This is a genomic window from Sphingomonas sp. Leaf23 (assembly GCF_001421585.1).
Classification (GTDB): Bacteria; Pseudomonadota; Alphaproteobacteria; order Sphingomonadales; family Sphingomonadaceae; genus Sphingomonas.
Map to the genome: position 1 here is coordinate 361,989 of NZ_LMKR01000001.1, position 17,974 is coordinate 379,962.

Annotated in this window: 21 protein-coding genes; 11 read left to right on the plus strand and 10 right to left on the minus strand. The window is 67.7% G+C overall.

The window, feature by feature from the left end:
* Positions 1–160: 160 nt before the first annotated feature.
* Positions 161–1,402 carry a type III PLP-dependent enzyme gene (locus tag ASE67_RS01780; RefSeq protein ID WP_082456885.1) on the minus strand — a complete coding sequence of 414 codons (1,242 nt, stop codon included), beginning with the start codon at positions 1,400–1,402 and terminating at the stop codon, positions 161–163.
* Positions 1,403–1,541: 139 nt separating this feature from the next.
* On the opposite strand from ASE67_RS01780, the gene ASE67_RS01785 reads away from it, so the two are divergent.
* Positions 1,542–2,504: a threonine ammonia-lyase gene (locus tag ASE67_RS01785; protein ID WP_055756250.1), complete on the plus strand. Its 963-nt coding sequence runs from the start codon at positions 1,542–1,544 to the stop codon at positions 2,502–2,504.
* Positions 2,501–2,668 carry a hypothetical protein gene (locus tag ASE67_RS18425; protein ID WP_200922142.1) on the plus strand — a complete coding sequence of 56 codons (168 nt, stop codon included), beginning with the start codon at positions 2,501–2,503 and terminating at the stop codon, positions 2,666–2,668. Before ASE67_RS01785 ends, ASE67_RS18425 begins: the two co-directional genes overlap by 4 nt.
* Before the next feature lie 8 nt (positions 2,669–2,676).
* Here ASE67_RS18425 and ASE67_RS01790 read toward each other — a convergent pair whose 3' ends face one another.
* Together ASE67_RS01790 and ASE67_RS01795 are read right to left on the minus strand one after the other, a co-directional pair.
* A complete protein-coding gene (locus ASE67_RS01790) occupies positions 2,677–2,895 on the minus strand; it encodes a hypothetical protein (RefSeq protein ID WP_055756252.1) in 219 nt (72 codons plus the stop codon).
* Positions 2,896–3,076: 181 nt separating this feature from the next.
* Positions 3,077–3,733, minus strand: a complete 657-nt coding sequence (locus ASE67_RS01795; RefSeq protein WP_055756254.1) for an alpha/beta hydrolase — start codon at positions 3,731–3,733, stop codon at positions 3,077–3,079.
* A 128-nt stretch (positions 3,734–3,861) separates the two neighbouring features.
* On the opposite strand from ASE67_RS01795, the gene ASE67_RS01800 reads away from it, so the two are divergent.
* From ASE67_RS01800 to ASE67_RS01810, 3 genes are read left to right on the plus strand one after another with little or no spacing between them, the layout of a single operon-like run.
* The gene (locus ASE67_RS01800; protein WP_055756899.1) at positions 3,862–4,824 is read left to right on the plus strand and encodes a cysteine desulfurase family protein; all 963 of its coding nucleotides are present in this window, start codon (positions 3,862–3,864) and stop codon (positions 4,822–4,824) included.
* Positions 4,821–5,915, plus strand: a complete 1,095-nt coding sequence (locus ASE67_RS01805; RefSeq protein WP_055756901.1) for a cysteine desulfurase family protein — start codon at positions 4,821–4,823, stop codon at positions 5,913–5,915. Before ASE67_RS01800 ends, ASE67_RS01805 begins: the two co-directional genes overlap by 4 nt.
* Positions 5,912–6,238 carry a 2Fe-2S iron-sulfur cluster-binding protein gene (locus ASE67_RS01810; RefSeq protein ID WP_055756255.1) on the plus strand — a complete coding sequence of 109 codons (327 nt, stop codon included), beginning with the start codon at positions 5,912–5,914 and terminating at the stop codon, positions 6,236–6,238. Before ASE67_RS01805 ends, ASE67_RS01810 begins: the two co-directional genes overlap by 4 nt.
* On the opposite strand, the gene ASE67_RS01815 is transcribed toward ASE67_RS01810, so the two are convergent.
* The gene (locus ASE67_RS01815) at positions 6,163–6,588 is read right to left on the minus strand and encodes a ribosomal maturation YjgA family protein (protein WP_082456886.1); all 426 of its coding nucleotides are present in this window, start codon (positions 6,586–6,588) and stop codon (positions 6,163–6,165) included. The genes ASE67_RS01810 and ASE67_RS01815 overlap by 76 nt on opposite strands.
* 94 nt (positions 6,589–6,682) lie before the next feature.
* Between ASE67_RS01815 and ASE67_RS01820 the strand changes: the two genes are divergently transcribed.
* Positions 6,683–8,134, plus strand: a complete 1,452-nt coding sequence (locus tag ASE67_RS01820) for an ATP-binding protein (protein ID WP_055756258.1) — start codon at positions 6,683–6,685, stop codon at positions 8,132–8,134.
* Positions 8,135–8,291: 157 nt separating this feature from the next.
* On the opposite strand, the gene ASE67_RS01825 is transcribed toward ASE67_RS01820, so the two are convergent.
* The 5 genes from ASE67_RS01825 to serS all read right to left on the minus strand — a co-directional run bounded on the left by ASE67_RS01825 (position 8,292) and on the right by serS (position 14,551).
* Positions 8,292–9,674, minus strand: a complete 1,383-nt coding sequence (locus tag ASE67_RS01825) for a leucyl aminopeptidase family protein (RefSeq protein WP_055756260.1) — start codon at positions 9,672–9,674, stop codon at positions 8,292–8,294.
* Between the two features lie 60 nt (positions 9,675–9,734).
* Positions 9,735–11,066, minus strand: a complete 1,332-nt coding sequence (gene rimO, locus ASE67_RS01830) for a 30S ribosomal protein S12 methylthiotransferase RimO (protein ID WP_055756262.1) — start codon at positions 11,064–11,066, stop codon at positions 9,735–9,737.
* Positions 11,067–11,125: 59 nt separating this feature from the next.
* Entirely contained in the window at positions 11,126–12,136 is a 1,011-nt protein-coding gene (locus ASE67_RS01835; RefSeq protein ID WP_055756264.1) for a potassium channel family protein, read from the minus strand.
* Positions 12,133–13,209, minus strand: coding sequence for a M23 family metallopeptidase (locus ASE67_RS01840; protein WP_082456887.1), 1,077 nt, complete (start codon positions 13,207–13,209; stop codon positions 12,133–12,135). The genes ASE67_RS01835 and ASE67_RS01840 overlap by 4 nt, the downstream gene beginning before the upstream one ends.
* A 64-nt stretch (positions 13,210–13,273) precedes the next feature.
* Positions 13,274–14,551 (minus strand): serine--tRNA ligase, encoded by a 1,278-nt coding sequence (gene serS, locus ASE67_RS01845; protein WP_055756265.1) that lies wholly within the window; start codon positions 14,549–14,551, stop codon positions 13,274–13,276.
* 96 nt (positions 14,552–14,647) lie between these two features.
* Here serS and ASE67_RS01850 point away from each other — a divergent pair, with 96 nt between their 5' ends.
* The 3 genes from ASE67_RS01850 to dksA all read left to right on the plus strand — a co-directional run bounded on the left by ASE67_RS01850 (position 14,648) and on the right by dksA (position 16,880).
* A complete protein-coding gene (locus ASE67_RS01850; RefSeq protein WP_055756267.1) occupies positions 14,648–15,079 on the plus strand; it encodes a host attachment family protein in 432 nt (143 codons plus the stop codon).
* A 117-nt stretch (positions 15,080–15,196) separates the two neighbouring features.
* Positions 15,197–16,081, plus strand: a complete 885-nt coding sequence (locus ASE67_RS17600; protein WP_235511746.1) for a hypothetical protein — start codon at positions 15,197–15,199, stop codon at positions 16,079–16,081.
* 331 nt (positions 16,082–16,412) lie between these two features.
* Positions 16,413–16,880: an RNA polymerase-binding protein DksA gene (dksA, locus tag ASE67_RS01860; protein WP_055756271.1), complete on the plus strand. Its 468-nt coding sequence runs from the start codon at positions 16,413–16,415 to the stop codon at positions 16,878–16,880.
* Between the two features lie 45 nt (positions 16,881–16,925).
* Here the strand turns inward: dksA and ASE67_RS17605 are convergent, their stop codons facing one another.
* Positions 16,926–17,081, minus strand: coding sequence for a YdcH family protein (locus tag ASE67_RS17605; protein WP_082456888.1), 156 nt, complete (start codon positions 17,079–17,081; stop codon positions 16,926–16,928).
* A gap of 152 nt (positions 17,082–17,233) precedes the next feature.
* Between ASE67_RS17605 and ASE67_RS01865 the strand changes: the two genes are divergently transcribed.
* Together ASE67_RS01865 and ASE67_RS01870 are read left to right on the plus strand one after the other, a co-directional pair.
* Positions 17,234–17,431 carry a DUF465 domain-containing protein gene (locus tag ASE67_RS01865; protein ID WP_055756272.1) on the plus strand — a complete coding sequence of 66 codons (198 nt, stop codon included), beginning with the start codon at positions 17,234–17,236 and terminating at the stop codon, positions 17,429–17,431.
* A gap of 82 nt (positions 17,432–17,513) precedes the next feature.
* Positions 17,514–17,972 (plus strand): DUF1465 family protein, encoded by a 459-nt coding sequence (locus ASE67_RS01870; RefSeq protein ID WP_055756274.1) that lies wholly within the window; start codon positions 17,514–17,516, stop codon positions 17,970–17,972.
* Positions 17,973–17,974: the final 2 nt, after the last annotated feature.

Here is a 17,974-nt window from a genome sequence, read left to right on the forward strand (position 1 = left end):
CCGTCGTCGTTATGGGGACGCGGAAACCCGGTTTAGCCTCCTGCCCACGGATGCGGGAGGAGCCGATGGCGGTCGCATAGCGGCAAAGCCATGCAAAGCCCACCCCCGGCCCCTCCCGCAAAGTGCGGGAAGGGGGAGGTGGTCGGTTAGGGGAGGCTGGTTACAGCTTGACGACGTTGTTCGACACGAACGCCGGAACAGGATCGAGCTCGATATACATCGACTCCATCGGTTCGTCGTCGGTCGCGACGGTCTCACCATTGCCGAAACCGTTGAACGCAGTGCGCATGGCCGAACCATAGGCACCGAGCATGCCGACTTCGAAATAGTCGCCGCTGCGCGTATCGGCCGGAAGCGGGAACGGGCCCTTCATCTGGTCGATATCGTCGCAGGTCGGACCCCAGAAGCTGAAGTCCATGTCGCGGGCGTCCGATTCCGGCTGCCGCAGCAGCTGCACCGGATATTTCCAGCCGATATGCGCCGCGTCGAACAACGAGCCATAGGCACCGTCGTTGATGAACAGCTCGGCACCGCGGCGATGTTCAACGCGGACGACGACCGAGGCATATTCGGCGCACAGCGCACGACCCGGTTCGGCCCAGAGTTCGGCCGAATAGCTGACCGGCAGGCTTTCGAACGCGCGGTGGATCGTTTCGAAGAAACGCTCCAGCGGCGGCGGGGTCATGCCCGGATAGCGCGACGGGAAACCGCCACCGACATCGATCACGTCGACGGTAACGCCCGCATCGACGATGGCGGCGCGCACGCGCTCCATCGCATTGGCGTAGGCGTCGGGGGCCATCGTCTGGCTGCCGACATGGAAGCAGATGCCTAGCGCATCGGCGACCTGGCGGGTCGCCATCAGCAGCTGCCGGGCGTCCGCCTGGCCGACGCCGAACTTCGACCCGAGCGACAGCTTCGCATATTCCGACGACACGCGCATCCGGACGCAGAGCGTCAGGTCGGTCGCGCCGTCGGTCGCGGCGACGATCTTATCCAGCTCATCCATGCTGTCGAGCGAGAAGGTGCGCACGCCATGCTCGAAATAGGCTTCGGCAATCGCTTCCGGCGCCTTGATCGGGTGCATGAAGTGGCAGGTCGCTTCCGGCAGCGTCGCCTTCACCAGACGCACTTCGCCGATCGACGCGGTGTCATAGTGGACGATGCCGTTGTCCCACAGGACACGGAGCAGATCTGGCGACGGATTCGCCTTTACCGCGTACATCGAGCGTCCCGGAAACTTCTCTACGAAGAATCGGGCTGCGCGCGCTGCGGCGTGCGGGCGAACGAGCGTGACCGGTTCGACCGGTCGGCGCTCTGCAATGTCGATCCCGCGCTCGAAGGAGGAGTCACGGGCGATAAAGGGGGCAGCTAGCCCCAGCGCGCTATAGTGCTTGGCCAATTCAAGGGACCTCCAATTGCCTTTCGGCATACGGTGACAAAAGCTGCCTTGCGGTTGGAAGTCCCATGGGGCAGCGGAGGCGCGATCTATGACCGACAAACCTTGATGTAAAGTGTTTGTGCGGCGGAAAGTGCAATTTATGACGATTATGCGACAACCCACCCGAGCCGGCGTCCGCGATGCCGCCGCAAAGATCGCGGAAATCCTGCCGCCGTCACCGTTAATGGTACGGGAAATCAATGGCTTGGCCGTAGCTTTCAAGCTGGAGGCGTTGCAGCCGGTCGGCGCGTTCAAACTGCGCGGCGCATGGCATCGTTTGACCGCTCTGGACGACGAATCGCGGGCGCGTGGCGTGGTTGCGTTCTCGTCGGGCAATCATGCGCAAGGGGTCGCGTGGGCGGCGAAACGGCTGGGCATCGCGGCGACGATCGTGATGCCGTCGGATGCCCCGCAGGCGAAGCTGGCGGCGACGTTGGCGCTGGGCGCGGAGGTCGTCCGCTATGACCGTGCGACCGAGAGCCGGGAGAAGATCGCGGCGCATCTGGCCCATGCGCGCGGCGCGGTGCTGGTGCCGAGCTTCGATGATGCGTGGGTGATCGAGGGGCAGGGATCGGCGGGGATCGAGGCGGCGGCGCAGATGGCGGCGGCAGGGCTGCCCGCGCCGACGCGCGCTGTGGTGCCCTGCGGCGGCGGTGGATTGGCCGCCGGGGTCGCGCTGGCGCTGCCCGACGCAGAGGTGGTGACGGTCGAGCCGGAGGGCTGGGACGACATGCGCCGCAGCCTGGAGGCGGGATGGATCGAACCGGTGGGCGATGCGCCGCCGCCAACCGCCTGCGACGCGCTGCAGACCATGCGCGTGGCCGAGCGGACGTTCGACGTGCTGTCGCGGCGTGGGGCGACCGGGGTAGCGGTTAGCGAGGGGGACATTGGCGAGGCGCAGCGCTGGGCGATGCGGCACCTGCGCACGGTGGTCGAACCGGGTGGCGCGGTCGCACTAGCCGCGATCCTGTCGCGGCGGGTGGCGGTGGTGCCGGGGACGCTGGTGCTGGTGTCCGGCGGCAATGTCGATGCCGCCGCCTATGCGAAGGTGCTGGCGGCATGACGCAGGGGCCGGCGGGGACGCTCCTCGCGATCCTGATGCTGGTTGCGGGGTTGCTGGTCGTGTTCGGCGTCAGGATGATCGCGCGAGGTGAACGGCGCAACGGCAGCCTTATGATCGTGTGCGCCGTCGTGATGGTCGGGAACGTCGCGATCTGGACGGTGTAGCGATCAGTTCACTGGGCGCCGGGGCGGTTTACCCGCTGCGACAGCGCCCGTTCGCTATTGCCGGCATTGGCCGCGTCGATCTGCGCCCATTCCGCCTTGGTGTGGCAGATTTTGCGCGTCATGTTGGACCCGAGCGGGACTTCGCGGCGGCAGATGGGCTTTTCCGGCGGCTGGGCCGGGGCGGCAGGTGCCTGGGCGGTACCGAGAATGAGCAGGAACGTCAGCATGTTGCGGGTCGTCCAACAAGAGGATGTCGGTGGCATCCTATGTCGGCGATGCAATATGGCAAGCATGTTTTCGTAGGAGGGCGCGACGCGGCAGAGCCGCGTCGTCGGTCGTCGCTGGCGCGACGCCGGCCGGGCTCGCCGCCGGGCGCGGATTAGCGGCGCTAATCCGCTGCGGCGAGCCTCACTTGATCGGCGAGTTCGGGTCCAGCCGCATGTCCAGATACTTGTCCACGCTGCCCATCAGTTCGGGCATTTCGTTCTGGAAGAAATGGTTCGCGCCGGGGATCACGTCGTGATGGATCGTGATGTGGCGCTGGGTGCGCAGCTTGTCGACCAGCTTCTGCGTGGCGACCGGCGTCACCACCTCGTCCGCGTCGCCCTGGATGATGATGCCCGACGAGGGGCAGGGCGCGAGGAAGGTGAAGTCGTACATGTTGGCCGGCGGCGCGATCGAGATGAAACCGCGGATTTCGGGGCGGCGCATCAGCAGCTGCATTCCGATCCACGCGCCGAAGCTGACGCCCGCGATCCACGTCGTCTGCGCTTCGGGATGGAAGCTCTGCACCCAGTCGAGCGCGGACGCCGCGTCCGACAGTTCGCCGACGCCATTGTCGAACGTGCCCTGGCTCTTGCCGACGCCGCGGAAGTTGAAGCGCAGGGTTGCGAAACCGCGCCGCTGGAACGTCTTGTAGAGTTCCTGGACGATGCGGTTGTTCATCGTGCCGCCCGACGAGGGGTGCGGGTGCAGGATCATCGCAACGGGCGCGCGCGGACGCGGGGCGGGGGCGAAACGCCCTTCCAGTCGACCTTCGGGTCCGGGGAAGATGACTTCGGGCATGGGGCGTCCTGTTATGATCTGGGCGCGCGGATGGCGCGGCGGGAGTTGCCGGCTATATAGGCGGACGCAATCGGAACGGAAGTGTTTTGACGACCCGCATCTATCTCGACCATGCCGCGACCACCCCGATGCGGCCCGAAGCGATCGCCGCCGTAGCCGAGGGCATGGCGCGCTGGGCCAACCCGTCGAGCCCCCATGCCGAGGGGCGCGCTGCACGGCGGGCGCTGGAAGATGCACGCGCGTGCATCGCCAGCGCGCTGGGCTGGGACGGGGAAGTGATCCTGACCAGCGGGGCGAGCGAGGCGTTGGCCATCGCGCTGCGAGGCCACGATGCGGTGGCGTCGAGCGTCGAGCATGATGCGGTGCTGCGCGTGGTCGAGGGCGAGCGGGTGCCCGTCGGTGCGGATGGGTTGATCGAGCTTGCTGCCTTACCGGACGGTCGCCGCGTAGCGGTGCAGTCGGCCAATAGCGAGACTGGCGTGTTGCAACCGCTGGCCGAAGTGGCGGCGCTTGGGGGCGTGCTGGTCGCCGATTGTTCGCAGAGCGCGGGCAAGCTGCCCTTGCCGCCCGCCGACCTGATCGTGGTGTCGGCACACAAGCTGGGCGGGCCGCCGGGGATCGGGGCGCTGCTCGTTCGCGACTTTGCGCTGCTGACGCCGACCGGCGGGCAGGAGCAGGGCTATCGCGGCGGGACCGAGAATTTGCCGGGGGCGCTGGGCTTTGCCGCCGCGCTGGAGGCGCCTCGCGACTGGTTCGAGCGGGCGGCGGTGTTGCGGGCCGACCTCGACGCGAGGATTCGTGCCGGGGGTGGGGAGATCGTCGCGGACGCTTCCCCCCGGATCGCCACCATCGCCGCCTATCGGCTGCCCGGACGGTCGGCGGCGGCGCAGCTGATGCGGCTCGACAGCGCCGGCTTTGCGGTGTCGGCGGGAAGCGCCTGTTCGTCCGGCACGCTGAAGACCAGTCACGTCCTGTCGGCGATGGGGATGGATACTAAGGCGGCGAGCGAGGTGATCCGGGTGAGCTTCGGGTGGAACACCACGGCGGCGGAGATCGACGCTTTTGCCGCCGCGTGGAGCGCGATGGCGTGACCTATCTCGATTATCAGGCGACGACGCCGCTCGCGCCCGAAGCCTTTGCCGCGATGGTGCCGTGGCTGCGTGACCAACACGCCAACCCACACTCCCCCCACCGCGAAGGTCGCCGGGCGAAGGCGGCGGTCGAGGTAGCGCGCGGGCAGGTGGCGGCGGCGCTGGGTGCGACCGGCGGGCGGCTGTTCTTTACCAGCGGTGCGACCGAGGCGGCGAACTGGGCGATCACCGGCACGTGCGCGCGCGTTGGTGGCAAGCGGCCGAAAGTCGTGACGATCGCGACCGAACATGCCTGCGTCCTCGACACCGCTCGGGCGCTGGCGGCGGAGGTCGTGGTGCTGCCGGTCGGGCCGGACGGGCTGGTTGATCGCGATGCGGCACTGGCGGCGATCGACGACCGGACGGCGATCGTCGCGGCGATGCTGGTCAATAACGAGATCGGCGTGGTGCAGCCGATCGCGTGGCTGGGTGAGTTGGCCCGCGCGGCGGGGGCGGTGATGTTCTGCGACGCGGTGCAGGGGTTCGGGCGGGTCGACTTGGCCGTGGATGCCTGCGACCTGATCGCGGTTTCGGCGCACAAGGTGTATGGGCCGAAGGGGGTCGGCGCACTTTGGGTGCGTGACGGCATGGAGCCGGCGGCGATCCTGCATGGCGGCGGGCAGGAGGGGGGCTTGCGGTCGGGTACGCTCAGCCCAGCGTTGTGCGCCGGGTTCGGTGTGGCGGCGACGTTGCTGTCGGTCGAGGATCGGGCGCAGGTCGAGCGGCTGTGGGGCATTGCGCGCATGGTCCTGTCTGCGCCGGACTGGGTGCTGAACGGCAGCGCGGAGCAGCGCTGGCACGGCAATCTGAACGTGCGGATGGACGGCCTCGACGTCGCGCGGTTGATGAGCGAGTGCCGCACCATCGCCTTTTCCGCAGGGTCGGCCTGTTCCAGCGGATCGGGGCGCAGCAGCCATGTGCTGCGCGCGCTGGGGCTGAGCGAGCGGGAGGCGCGGTCGTCGGTGCGGATCGGTTTCGGGCGGTACACGCAGGAGGAGGAACTGGTGCAGGCATTGCAGACGATCGACCGGGCCGCGCGGGGGCAGCGATGATCGTTCGCTTCGTGCGTGCCGATGGCCGGGTGGAGGAAGCGCGGGGCGCGGGCGGCGACCGGCTGCTAGATCTGGCGCAGGCCTATCACCTGCCGCTGGAGGGGACGTGTGGCGGGCAGATGGCGTGTTCGACCTGCCACGTCATCGTCGATCCCGCCGATTTCGCGCGCTTGCCGCCCGCAAGCGAGGAAGAGGAGGACATGCTGGATTTCGCCGAGGGCGCGGTCGCGACCAGTCGGCTGGCGTGTCAGATCGTGCTGGACGAGTCGCTCGGCAACCTGACCGTACGTGTGCCGGCCGCGGCGCGCGACGCGCGGCGGTAGCGTTCTACCAGCACCACCACCACGGCACCGGCGGTATAGGCGATGAAATCCTGGGGATCGAACCCACTGCCGAGGACGATCCGCGCCCAGCGATTGTCCGCCAGACCGATATGGTCGAGAAAGTGGACATACTGGCCGAATTCGATCGCAATGGCGGTCAGCAAGGCGAGCAGCGTCGCGGGGAGCACGCCCAGCCGGGTGATCGCCCGCAGCCCGGCATAGACCAGCACCACCGCCAAGGCATCGCCGACATAGGGGCGCACGATCGCGTCGCGCACGAACATCGCGATCAGGACTTCGGTCAGCAACAGCGCCAGGGTGAGCACGGCATAGCCCCTGTCGAACCGCATCCTGTTTCTCCCCGGACCCTGCCGCGCCATGGCGTGCGACAGGCCGCGATGCAACCGCTTGCCCCGGCATGGCCCCGCAGCTTAAAGACCCGCGATGACCGTGAACGTCGATATGGGGACGGACCCGGCGGGCAAGACCGTCCCCCTTGATCTGGAAGAATTATTGGCCACCCGCCTGCTGGTGCAGGGCAATTCGGGATCGGGAAAGTCGCATCTGCTGCGCCGGTTGCTGGAGCGCAGCGCCGGCCATGTGCAGCAGGTGGTGATCGATCCCGAGGGCGATTTCGTGACGCTGGCCGGCGCGTACGGCCATGTCGTGATCGAGGCCGCCGACCATAGCGAGCGCGAGGTCGCGAAATTCGCCACCCGTGCCCGCGAGCATCGTGCGTCGGTGGTGCTGAGCCTTGAGGGGCTGGAGGCGGAGGGGCAGATGAAATGCGCCGCGTCGTTCCTGAATGCGCTGTTCGATGCGCCGCGCGAACATTGGTATCCGGCGCTGGTGGTGGTCGACGAGGCGCAGCTGTTCGCGCCGGCCGGCGGTGGCGAGGTGGTCGAGGAAGTGCGCCGCGCCTCGCTGTCGGCGATGACGAACCTGATGTGTCGCGGGCGCAAGCGCGGCCTTGCCGGCGTGATCGCGACGCAGCGGCTGGCGAAGCTCGCCAAGAACGTCGCGGCCGAGGCGTCGAACTTCCTGATGGGGCGCACCTTCCTCGACATCGACATGGCGCGCGCCGCCGACCTGTTGGGCATGGAGCGGCGACAGGCGGAGGCGATCCGCGACCTGCAGCGCGGGCATTTCCTGGCGCTCGGCCCGGCAGTGTCGCGGCGACCGCTGTCGGTCAAGATCGGGCCGGTGCAGACCTCGGCACGCAGCGGCAGTCCGAAACTAACCCCGCTGCCGACCGCGCCGGTGGCGGATATCAAGGGGCTGTTGCTGGCCCCGGTCGAGGCGATGTTGCCGCTGGGGCCGCCGATCCGGCACGTTGCCGCGCCCGAGGCGGTGGAGGCAGCGATCGCAGCGCCACCACGCGCCAATGTCGCCCCCGATTTGCCGGAGCGATCGGCGGACGAAACCGACACGATCGTCGCCGACGTGCTGCGCGCACTGGTCGAGGATGAGGGCGAGCAGCAGCGTGCAGCGGCAGTGCTGTATCAGGATTTCGACGTGCGCTGCCGCATGGTCGGCCTGGCGCGCCCGCCGCTCGACCTGCCCGCGTTTACCCGGCGGCTGGCCTGTGCGCGGGCCGGGATCTACGACGCGCCGGACGCGGAATGGGCGCAGGCGCTGGCGATCGCCGATGTGCTGCCCGACGATATGCTGGGTGCGTTCATGCTGATCGCGCGGGCAGCGCGCGAGGGGCGACCGTGCCCCAGCGATGCCGCGATCGCGAGGACCTATGGCACCAGTTCGCTCGGGCGGGTGAAGCGGATGCTGGCCTATATCGAGGGGCGCGACCTGTTGGTCTGCCGGGTCGATCTGGCGGGGAAGCGATCGATCGCGTTGCCGCATCTGGGGTGGACGACCGAAGCGGCCGAGGCGGCTTAACGATTCTCCCCGCTGTGCGGGGAGGGGGGACCATGCACAGCATGGTGGAGGGGGGCGTCGTGGAGGGGGGCGTCGGCATTCACTACGGTTGCGTTGCGTGGCCAACCCCCTCCACCAGCCTGCGGCTGGTCCCCCTCCCCGCAAAGCGGGGAGGAGCTTAGGGCCGTGCGTATCGGTCCTTCAGCAACCGCCACGCGGCGCGCAGGCCGTATGCTTCGCCGCCCTTCGCCCGGCCCGGTTTCGCCGTCGCGCGCCACGCAAAGGTGTCGAGATGCGCCCAGACCGTGCCCGGCGTCACGAACCTCCGCAGGAACAGCGCGGCGGTGACCGCGCCGGCCATGCCGCCTTCGGGCGCGTTGACCATGTCGGCGATGTCCGACTTCAGCATGTCGTCATAGCCGTCCCATAGCGGCATCCGCCACAACGGGTCGCCCTCCGCCATACCGGCCGCGAGGAGGTCGGCGGCCAGCGTTTCGTCATTGGCGAACGTCGCGGGCAGGTCAGGCCCCAGCGCGACGCGCGCGGCGCCGGTCAGCGTCGCAAAGTCGATCAGCAGTTCGGGCGTTTCCTCGCACGCGCGTGTCAGCGCATCGCCGAGGATCAGCCGCCCTTCGGCATCGGTATTGGTGTTCTCGACCGTCAGCCCCTTGCGGCTGTTCAGCACGTCGCCCGGACGGAAGGCGTCGCCCGACACGCTGTTTTCGACCGCCGGGATCAGCAGATGGAGCCGGACGGGCAGGTGCGTTTCCATCACCAGCCCCGCGAGCGCCAGCGCATGCGCCGCGCCGCCCATGTCCTTCTTCATCAGCCGCATGCCGGCCGATGGCTTGATGTCGAGGCCACCGCTGTCGAAGCACACCCCCTTGCCGACCAGCGCGACCTTCGGATGCGCCGGATTGCCCCACACCAGTTCGATCAGGCGCGGTTCGCGACCCTTCGCGGCTGCCTTTCCGACCGCATGGATCATCGGATAGCCGGTTTCGAGATCGCGGCCGGAGGTGATGGTGACGGTCGCGCCATGTGCTTCGGCGAGCGCCTTCGCTTCGACGGCGAGTTCGGCGGGGCCGAGATCGGCGGCGGCGGTGTTGACCAGATCACGGACGCGCGCGGTGGCGGCGGCCTGCCGCAGCGCTTCGTCGATCTGCGCCGGATCGCGTGACAGCAGGACGCGCGCGGCGTCGTCCTCCGTCTTCTTGTAGCGGGTGAAGCGATATTGCGCGGTGGCCCAGCCGAGCTTGGCCGCGCCCGGCGTGCCGGTGGCGAGGCGGTAGTTGCCGGGTGGGAGCAGGGCAGGGGGGTGGGCGAGACACCAAGGTGTCAGATTTGCGGTGTCGGCGACGATGGTGACGACCGACCAGTCGTCGGGATGCTCGCCGGGCAGGATGGCGGTCTTGCCCGGTTTCGGGATCAGGCGCTGCGCGGTGACGGCGGCGCGGATGCGGGGCGGTTGCTGCGTCAGCCAAGCGTCATAGCCGGCCGGGTCGATCAGGTGGAGGGTGTGGGCGTCCTGCCCCCGGTCGGCGGTGATCGTCGGTGTCATGGGGTGGATGTAGGACTGACCCATGGATCAGCGCAATCCTCCCCGKSMCGGGGAGGATCTTTAGCTTAGCGGCACGCCGTACAGATCGTGTTCGTCGGCGTCCTCTACTTCGATCTGGACGATATCACCTTGGGCCAGATGACCCGCATCGCGCAGGAACACCTCGCCGTCGATGCCGGGCGCATCGGCAGTGCTGCGACCCGTCGCGCCGCCTTCATCGCCGACTTCATCGATGATGACATCGATCGTCCGGCCGATCTTCGCGGCGAGCTTGGCAGCCGAGATCGCAGCGGTCTTTTCCATGATCCGCGCGTAGCGTTCTTCCTTCACCGCTTCCGGCACCGGATCAGGCAGCGCGTTGGCAGCGGCCCCTTCCACGGGTTCGAAACGGAACGCACCCACGCGGTCGAGCTGCGCCTCTTCCAGCCAGTCGAGCAGATACTGGAAATCGGCCTCGGTCTCGCCGGGGAAACCGACGACGAACGACGAGCGGATCGCGATGTCGGGGCAGATTTTCCGCCAGCCGCGCAGGCGTTCGAGCACCTTCGCATCGTTGGCCGGACGCTTCATCGCCTTCAGGACGTTCGGCGAGGCATGTTGGAACGGGATGTCAAGATAGGGGAGCACCAGCCTTTCGGCCATCAGCGGGATCACGCTGTCGACATGGGGGTAGGGATAGACATAGTGCAGCCGTACCCATGGCGCGATCTGCCCCAGTTCGCGGGCGAGGTCGGTCATGTGCGGCACGACCTCTCGTCCCTTCCACGCGCGGGGCTCGCGGCGGATGTCGATGCCGTAGGCCGACGTGTCCTGGCTGATGACCAGCAGTTCCTTCGTTCCCGCCGCGACCAGTTTTTCCGCCTCGCGCAGGATCGCGTCGGGCCGGCGGCTGGCCAGGTCGCCGCGGATCGACGGGATGATGCAGAACGAGCAGCGGTGGTTGCAGCCCTCCGAAATCTTCAGATAGCTATAGTGGCGCGGTGTCAGCTTCAGCCCGCTTTCGGGGACCAGATCGACGAAGGGCGAGGGGATCGGCGGTGCGGCATCGTGCACCGCCTCCACCACCTGTTCATACTGGTGAGCGCCGGTCACGGCCAGCACCTGCGGGAACCGGGCACGGATCGTCTCCGCCTCCTGCCCCATGCAGCCGGTCACGATGACGCGGCCATTCTCCGCAATCGCCTCGCCGATCGCCTCCAGCGACTCTTCCTTTGCGGAGTCGAGGAAGCCGCAGGTGTTGACCAGCACGACATCCGCTCCGGCATAGTCGGGCGACATCTGATAGCCATCGCTGCGCAGCTTGGTCAGGATGCGTTCGCTGTCGACCAGGTTCTTGGGACAGCCGAGCGAAACCATCCCGACACGGGGGGGCGAGGGAAGACGAGTTGCCATGATCGGCTGGCTATATAGCGATTTCGCGACAAAACGATAGGGGCGTGCGGTGCCGGCCCTTATCGCGTTACCACTTCGACGATCGTGTCGCCGCTCTGGAGGGTCTGGACTTCGGGACTGTCGAACCGGAGCTTGCCGTTGCCGCGATAGACGCGCAGGCCAAGCCCGGTCGTGATCGCCGACAGTGGCTTGCCGACCTCGTGCGGCGCCACCGGCCGTTCGGCCAGCGCGACCGGCCCGCCGATCGAGGCGAGGTCGAGCAGATAATCGGCGATATGTGGCCCCTTGCACGATCCAGCGAGCAGCAGCCCGGCAAAGCTGACCGGGTTGATGACCGTGGTGGCCCCGGCGGCGCGGGCGGGAAATTCATTGTCCTCCGCCTTCACGATCACGCTGATCGTCAGGTCGGGGGCAAGGTGCCGGGCGGTCAGCGTCACCAGGATCGAGGTGTCGTCGCGGCCCGTCGCGACGATCAGCGCGCGGGCCTTGGCCACGCAGACGTCGTTCAGCGTCGCGTCCCGCGTGGCGTCGGCACGCAGCACGATGCAGCCGAGCTGCTGTGCAGCGTCGATATTGGTCTGCGCCGGATCGACCACGACGATGCTCCGGGCATCCTCGCCTCGCGCGATCAGTTCGTCGACCGCCTCCGATCCCGTCTTGCCGAAGCCGGCGACGACGATGTGCCCGGTCAGCTTTTCCTGCAACAGCGCCATGCGCCAACGCTCCCACCCGCGCCTGATGACGAATTGATAGGTCGTGCCGATGAACAGCAGCACGACGAACACCCGGATCGGCGAAACGATCAACGCGTCGAAAAGTCGCGCGCGTTCGGTGACCGGCGCGATATCGCCATATCCGGTGGTCGTGATCGAGATCATCGTGAAATAGATGACGTCGATGAAGCTGACCGCGCCGTCGTAATTGTCGCGAAGGCCCTCGCGGTCGAACCAGTGGACGCCGATCGCGATCCCCACCAGCCCCAGCACCGCGACCACCCGCCACAGGATCGACGCCCAGACCGGCAGCGGCGACGATTGCCGCAGGATCGCCCGCCGGCCGGGCGGCTTCACCGGCGCGGCAACCGGGTAAGCGGATCGACCGGCGTGCGGCCCGCGCGCATTTCGAAATGCACCATCGGCCGGTCGGCAAAGCCCGAGTCACCCGACAGCGCGATCTGCTGGCCCTTCTTCACCGCCTGGCCCCGCTGGACCAGCAGCTGGCTGGCATGGCCGTAGACGGTGGTCAGCCCGCCGCCATGGCGAACGATGACTACGCCGCCCAGCCCCGGCACGCCGGTCCCGACATAGGCGACGGTACCGTCGGCCGCCGCGCCGATCGGGGTGTTCATCGGCACGGCGATCTTGATGCCGTCGTTGCGCTCCCCGCTCGCCCCGGCGCCGAAGCGTTTGTAGAGGCGCCCGTCGACCGGCCATGCGAAGGTACCGGGCGTGGTCGTCGGCGGGGCGATCGCGGCGGTCGACGGCAGCACGCGCCGGGGCGAGGTGACCGCCACCGCCGGTTTTTCGTTCGGGCGGATCGCGGGTTCGCCGCCGGTCAGAATATCGTCGATGTCGAGCCGGAACGCGGCGGCGCGTTCGGCGGCGGAGCGCGGCAGGGCTTCGCCGGGGATCAGGACGCGCTGTCCGGTGCGCAGAATATAGGGTTCGCTCAATCCATTGGCGCTGACGATCCGCGACCAGTCGACGCCGTAGGCGCGGGCGATGGCGATGCCCGTCTCGCCCTCATGCACCGTGTGATAGCGCCCGCCGGGAATGGTCAGTCGCTGGCCGGCGCGGATGGTGAAGGGGGCGGGCAGGTCGTTGGCGTGCGCGATCGCTTCCGATCCGGCACCGGTCGCATTGGCGACGCCGCGCAGCGTGTCGCCGGGGCGCACGACATAGCTGCTTTCGGGGATCGTGCGGGCATTGGCGACGACCCGCCGCGCCTCCCAAGCCGGTGGGGGGGAGGGGAGCGCGGTCACGCCATCCCCCTGCTGCGTGGTCGCAGGCGGGGTGTCGGGTGCCGCGATCGGCGGTGCCTGCGGCACGGCGGGGGCGGGATCGTAGCCGGGCGAGGCGGGGATGCAGCCACTGGCAGCGCCCATGACGATCAGCGCCACCGCGCCCCGCGTACCGAACCTCATTACCGCCCCCTTGCCTACCATCCCGGACGCGACCTTAACCATCGCGATCCTTGCGGAAAAGCCGTCAGCGATGGGGCGTCAGCACATCCTGCCCGACATAGCGGCGCAGGACGTCGGGCACGACGACCGACCCGTCGGCCTGCTGGTAGTTTTCCAGCACCGCGACCAGCGTGCGGCCGACCGCCAACCCCGATCCGTTGAGGGTGTGGACGAAGCGCGTCGCCTTCTCCCCCTCCGGGCGATAGCGCGCGTTCATCCGGCGCGCCTGGAAATCGGTGCAGGTCGAACAGCTCGAAATCTCGCGGTAGCGCTGCTGCCCGGGCAACCACACTTCGAGGTCGTAGGTGCGCGCGGCGGAAAAACCCATGTCGCCGGTGCACAGCTTCATCCGGCGGAACGGCAGGACGAGGCGGTTCAGGATATCCTCGGCCGCCTGCGTCATGCGCTCATGTTCGGCGTCCGACTGATCAGGGGTGGTGATCGACACCATCTCCGCTTTTTCGAACTGGTGCTGGCGGATGAAGCCGCGCGTGTCGCGCCCGGCGGCGCCGGCTTCCGAGCGGAAGCACATGGTGAGCGCGGTGAAGCGCAGCGGCAGTTCGCGCTCGGCCAGGATCTCGCCCGCGACGATATTGGTCAGCGATACCTCGGCGGTCGGGATCAGCCAGTGGTCGCCGGTGGTCTTGAACAGGTCCTCGGCGAACTTGGGCAGCTGTCCGGTGCCGTACAGCGCATCGCCGCGCACCAGCACCGGCGGCACGACCTCTTCATAGCCATGGATGCCGGTCAGCGTGTCGAGCATGAACTGGCCAAGCGCGCGGTGCAGCTTCGCCGCCGCTCCCCGGACCAGCGTGAAGCGCGCGCCCGACAGCTTGACCCCGGTTTCGAAATCGAGGCCGATCGCCGGGCCGATCGCGTCATGCTCTTGCGCGTCGAAGCCGAAGGCGGTCGGGTCGCCGACCGTCTTTTCGACGACATTCTCGTCCTCGCCCGCACCCTGCGGCACATCGGCGAGCGGCAGGTTGGGGATCGCCGCGAGCACGCCGTTCAGCTCTTCGCCCAATTCGGCTTCTTCCGCTTCGACTGCCGGCATCCGTTCCTTGATCGCGGCGACCTCGGCCATCAGCGCGGCGGCGGTATCTTCGTCGCGCTTCGCTTTGGCCGCGCCGATCGCCTTCGATGCTTCGTTGCGGCGGGCCTGTGCCACCTGCACCTCGGTCAGCAGCGCGCGACGGCGTTCGTCGAGCGCCACGATCCCGGCCGATCGCGGGTCGAGGCCCCGGCGGGCAAGGGCGGCGTCGAAGGCGGCGGGATCGTCGCGGATCAGGCGGATATCGTGCATGGCCGGGCTATGGCGAGGCACGCGGGGCCATGCAAGCCGCAACCGCCGCGCCCCCCGGCGCGTTCAGCCGCCCACACACCTGCAAGGAGATGGACGATGCGCATTCCCCATGGCGCCTGTATTTTGGTCGCGGACGGTCGCAAGATGCTGTTCTTCCGCAACGAAGGCGATGCGGACGCGCCGAACCTGATTGTCGAGGATCAAAAGCTGCAGGCGAACCCCGCCGACCGTCACCAGAAGACTGATGCTGCAGGACAGGCGTCGTCGACCACCGGCGGCACGATGGGCGAGGTGGATTTTCACCAGCAGGCCGAAGACCGGTTCGCGGCGGAAGCGGCCGAAATCCTGCGCAAGCGGGCGCTCGCCAACGACTTCGAATCGCTCATCATCGTCGCCCCGCCCAAGACGCTGGGCGAGATGCGCAAGCATTATCATAAGGCAGTCAGCGACAAGCTGGCCGGTGAACTCGACAAGGACCTGACCGGCCATCCGGTCGACCAGATCGAAAAGCTGCTCGCCAACGCCTGAACGGTAAGCGCCTGAATGAAAAACGGGGCGCGTGGAGGTTCCACGCGGCCCGTTTTGCTGTCCGGTCGATGCGATCAGGCGGCGTCGCTGCTGGCCTTGCGCGCAAACCGCTTGCGCATGACCAGCGCGGCGGCCGCCCCGCCGAACAGCAGCAGCATCGGCGGCGCGGGCACCGGCGTCGGCGGGCCCGGCGGGGTGTCGCCATTCGAGGACGAAGAGGTCGAGGTCGACGAAGACGTCGACGCGCTGGTCGAGGCCGAGGAGGCCGACGACGTGCTGGTCGACACGTTGCCGCTCGACGACGTTGAGGTCGACGTCGACACGTTGCCGCTGGACGAGGTGGAGGTGGAGACGTTCCCGCTCGACGAGGTGGAGGTAGACACGTTGCCGCTCGACGACGAGGAAACATTGCCGCTCGACGAGCTGGACACGTTGCCGCTGCTGCCGCCCGATGCGGACGAGGTGCTGCTCGTGCTCGATACGCCGCCGGTGCTGGTGGACGATCCGCCCGCCGAGGTAGAGGTGGAGCCGCTGGTGCTGGAGGTCGACGACACGACGATGCCGCTCGACCCGCCCGATCCGCTGCCGCCGCCGAAGAAACCACCGGCGAAGAAGCCGCCGCCGATCCCGCCGCCGCCGGTGCCACCGACCAGCACCGGGCCGGGGCCAAAGCCACCGCCCGACAATTGCGGCATGTCGGCGTTCAGGAAGGCGGGGGGCAGGGGTACCGGATCGGCCTGGCTGGCGACGGTGACCACGGTCGGCGCGCAGACCGTCTTGGTCCGGGTCACGATCCGTTTGACGATGCGTTTGGGCGCGGGGCGGGCGGCGACCCGCTTGGTGATCGCGCGCTTGGTGATCGCCCGCTTCGTGATTTCGCGGTTGTGCGACGATTCGGCCACATGCACCGCGCCACCGCCGATGACGGCGCCACCGCAGGCACATGCGCACAGTTTCGCCAATGCCATCTTTACCGACATTTCCGCACCACTCTTCCCATAAGACCCTGACGTACGTGATTGCAGCCACGCGCGAGCCTGTCCTGCATCACCAAGGCGAAAGAAACCGTAAAGTTCAAGCCATAATGACCCTGTTGGTACGGTCATATTTGTGAAACCTGCGCCGCGCCAGCACTTCGGTACGGTTAACGTGCCGTAAAGGGACGGACTGCGACAGTAGAACCCTATCGAAAACCGCGACTTGCGCGGTGAACAGATGGTGCATCGTTCCGCAACGCTTGTGGAGCCGCCCCCCGCTCGATATAGGCGCGCGGGACTAGAGAGGGCGACCCTGCGGGCTTCGTAGCGGGACGCCCCCGGGTGGAGACATGGGGATGGCTACGGTTTTGAGCGACACGAAACAACCTCTCGACATGCCACCGCCGCCGGCGAACGACGATGGCACCGGGTATCGTCCCCATGCGGACGAGCCGTTCATGAACCCCCGGCAGCAGGCGTATTTTCGCGCCAAGCTGCTCGCGTGGAAGGACGCCATCCACCGCGAGGCGCAGGACACGCTGGCCCATCTCCAGAACGAATCGCTGCGCGAGGCGGATCTGACCGACCGCGCGTCGAGCGAAACCGACTTTTCGATCGAACTGCGCACCCGCGATCGTCAGCGCAAGTTGATCGCCAAGATCGAGGCGGCGCTGCGCCGGATCGACGATGGCGAATATGGCTATTGCGAGGTGACTGGTGAACCGATCGCGCTGGGCCGGCTGGAAGCGCGCCCGATCGCGACGATGACGGTGGAGGCGCAGAGCCGCCACGAACGGCAGGAAAAGGTGTCGCGCGAAGATTGACGTGAATGAAGCGCGGGGCCGGCAAGACCCCGCGCGCAGGTCGGGTCAGAGCGCCGTCATCTCCTGCTTCACCATCAGCTTGCGCTTCTTGAGCGAGGACAACAGCGACTGATCGGGCGAGGGCCGCTGCGCTTCGGCGGCGATCTGACGATCAAGCGTCGCATGCTTCGTTTCGAGGGCGGTGAGGTGGGCAGACTGCATCGTTGCATCCTCCTGCTTGGCTGTTGGGGGAATGAATAGAACACAGCCGCGCCCGGTTGTCGCCATACCCGTTCGATCATTTTCGACACGACGTGCGAAAATCGCCGACGGGCCGTTGCCAGCGACCGGGCACCAAGCGAAAGTGGCGGGCAATGGACGATTCGGACCTTGAACAGCGCCTGGGGTTGCTGCGTATCGAGCATCGTGATCTCGACGATGCCATCGCCGCGCTTGCCCTCGCGCCGCAGGTCGATCAGCTGCAGATCGCCCGGCTGAAGCGCCGCAAGCTGCGCCTGCGCGATGAAATCGCCGCGATCGAGGACCAGCTGATCCCCGACATCATCGCCTGACCGCCAAAGCGTCGCGTTCAGGGACGCTGGCGCGCGATCATCCCCTTGTCCCGCGGTCGACGGGCGTGGCATCGATGCGGGCATGGAAGCAACCGGAACCGGAACGGTCGTTCATCGCCGACTGATCGACTCGCTCTATGTCGAAGCGATGCTGCTGGCCGATGAGGCGCGGTCCTATTTCAACGATGCCGGGCAGGGGGATCGCGCGCTGCTCGACCCGATGGCGCGGGTCGTGCTGTCGTGCGAGTCGCTGAAGATCACCACCCGGTTGATGCACGTCATCGCGTGGCTGCTGACCCAGCGGGCGATCGACGCGGGCGAGATCGTGCCCGATGTCGACGACGATCCGCTGCGCGCGCTGGCCACGCCGCCGGTGACCGAAGAGACGGTACTGGCGACGATGCCGGAGGGTACGCAGACGCTGATCCGCGCCAGCATCAACCTGTATCGCCGCGCCGAACGGATCGAGCGGTCAAAGGCCAGCCCACCCCCTGCCAGTCCGGCGCGGGCGATGTTCGAACGCCTGGCGATGCAGCTGTAGCG

Coding starts and splice junctions, on each gene's coding strand:
- ASE67_RS01820 (WP_055756258.1), top strand. CDS start 6,683: ATGACCGTGAACGTCGATATGGGGACGGACCCGGCGGGCAAGACCGTC.
- ASE67_RS17600 (WP_235511746.1), top strand. CDS start 15,197: ATGACCAGCGCGGCGGCCGCCCCGCCGAACAGCAGCAGCATCGGCGGC.
- ASE67_RS01800 (WP_055756899.1), top strand. CDS start 3,862: ATGCGGCCCGAAGCGATCGCCGCCGTAGCCGAGGGCATGGCGCGCTGG.
- serS (WP_055756265.1), bottom strand. CDS start 14,551: ATGCACGATATCCGCCTGATCCGCGACGATCCCGCCGCCTTCGACGCC.
- dksA (WP_055756271.1), top strand. CDS start 16,413: ATGGCTACGGTTTTGAGCGACACGAAACAACCTCTCGACATGCCACCG.
- ASE67_RS01850 (WP_055756267.1), top strand. CDS start 14,648: ATGCGCATTCCCCATGGCGCCTGTATTTTGGTCGCGGACGGTCGCAAG.
- ASE67_RS01870 (WP_055756274.1), top strand. CDS start 17,514: ATGGAAGCAACCGGAACCGGAACGGTCGTTCATCGCCGACTGATCGAC.
- ASE67_RS01825 (WP_055756260.1), bottom strand. CDS start 9,674: ATGACACCGACGATCACCGCCGACCGGGGGCAGGACGCCCACACCCTC.
- ASE67_RS01815 (WP_082456886.1), bottom strand. CDS start 6,588: ATGCGGTTCGACAGGGGCTATGCCGTGCTCACCCTGGCGCTGTTGCTG.
- ASE67_RS01785 (WP_055756250.1), top strand. CDS start 1,542: ATGACGATTATGCGACAACCCACCCGAGCCGGCGTCCGCGATGCCGCC.
- ASE67_RS18425 (WP_200922142.1), top strand. CDS start 2,501: ATGACGCAGGGGCCGGCGGGGACGCTCCTCGCGATCCTGATGCTGGTT.
- rimO (WP_055756262.1), bottom strand. CDS start 11,066: ATGGCAACTCGTCTTCCCTCGCCCCCCCGTGTCGGGATGGTTTCGCTC.
- ASE67_RS01865 (WP_055756272.1), top strand. CDS start 17,234: ATGGACGATTCGGACCTTGAACAGCGCCTGGGGTTGCTGCGTATCGAG.
- ASE67_RS01810 (WP_055756255.1), top strand. CDS start 5,912: ATGATCGTTCGCTTCGTGCGTGCCGATGGCCGGGTGGAGGAAGCGCGG.
- ASE67_RS01790 (WP_055756252.1), bottom strand. CDS start 2,895: ATGCTGACGTTCCTGCTCATTCTCGGTACCGCCCAGGCACCTGCCGCC.
- ASE67_RS01795 (WP_055756254.1), bottom strand. CDS start 3,733: ATGCCCGAAGTCATCTTCCCCGGACCCGAAGGTCGACTGGAAGGGCGT.
- ASE67_RS01840 (WP_082456887.1), bottom strand. CDS start 13,209: ATGAGGTTCGGTACGCGGGGCGCGGTGGCGCTGATCGTCATGGGCGCT.
- ASE67_RS17605 (WP_082456888.1), bottom strand. CDS start 17,081: ATGCAGTCTGCCCACCTCACCGCCCTCGAAACGAAGCATGCGACGCTT.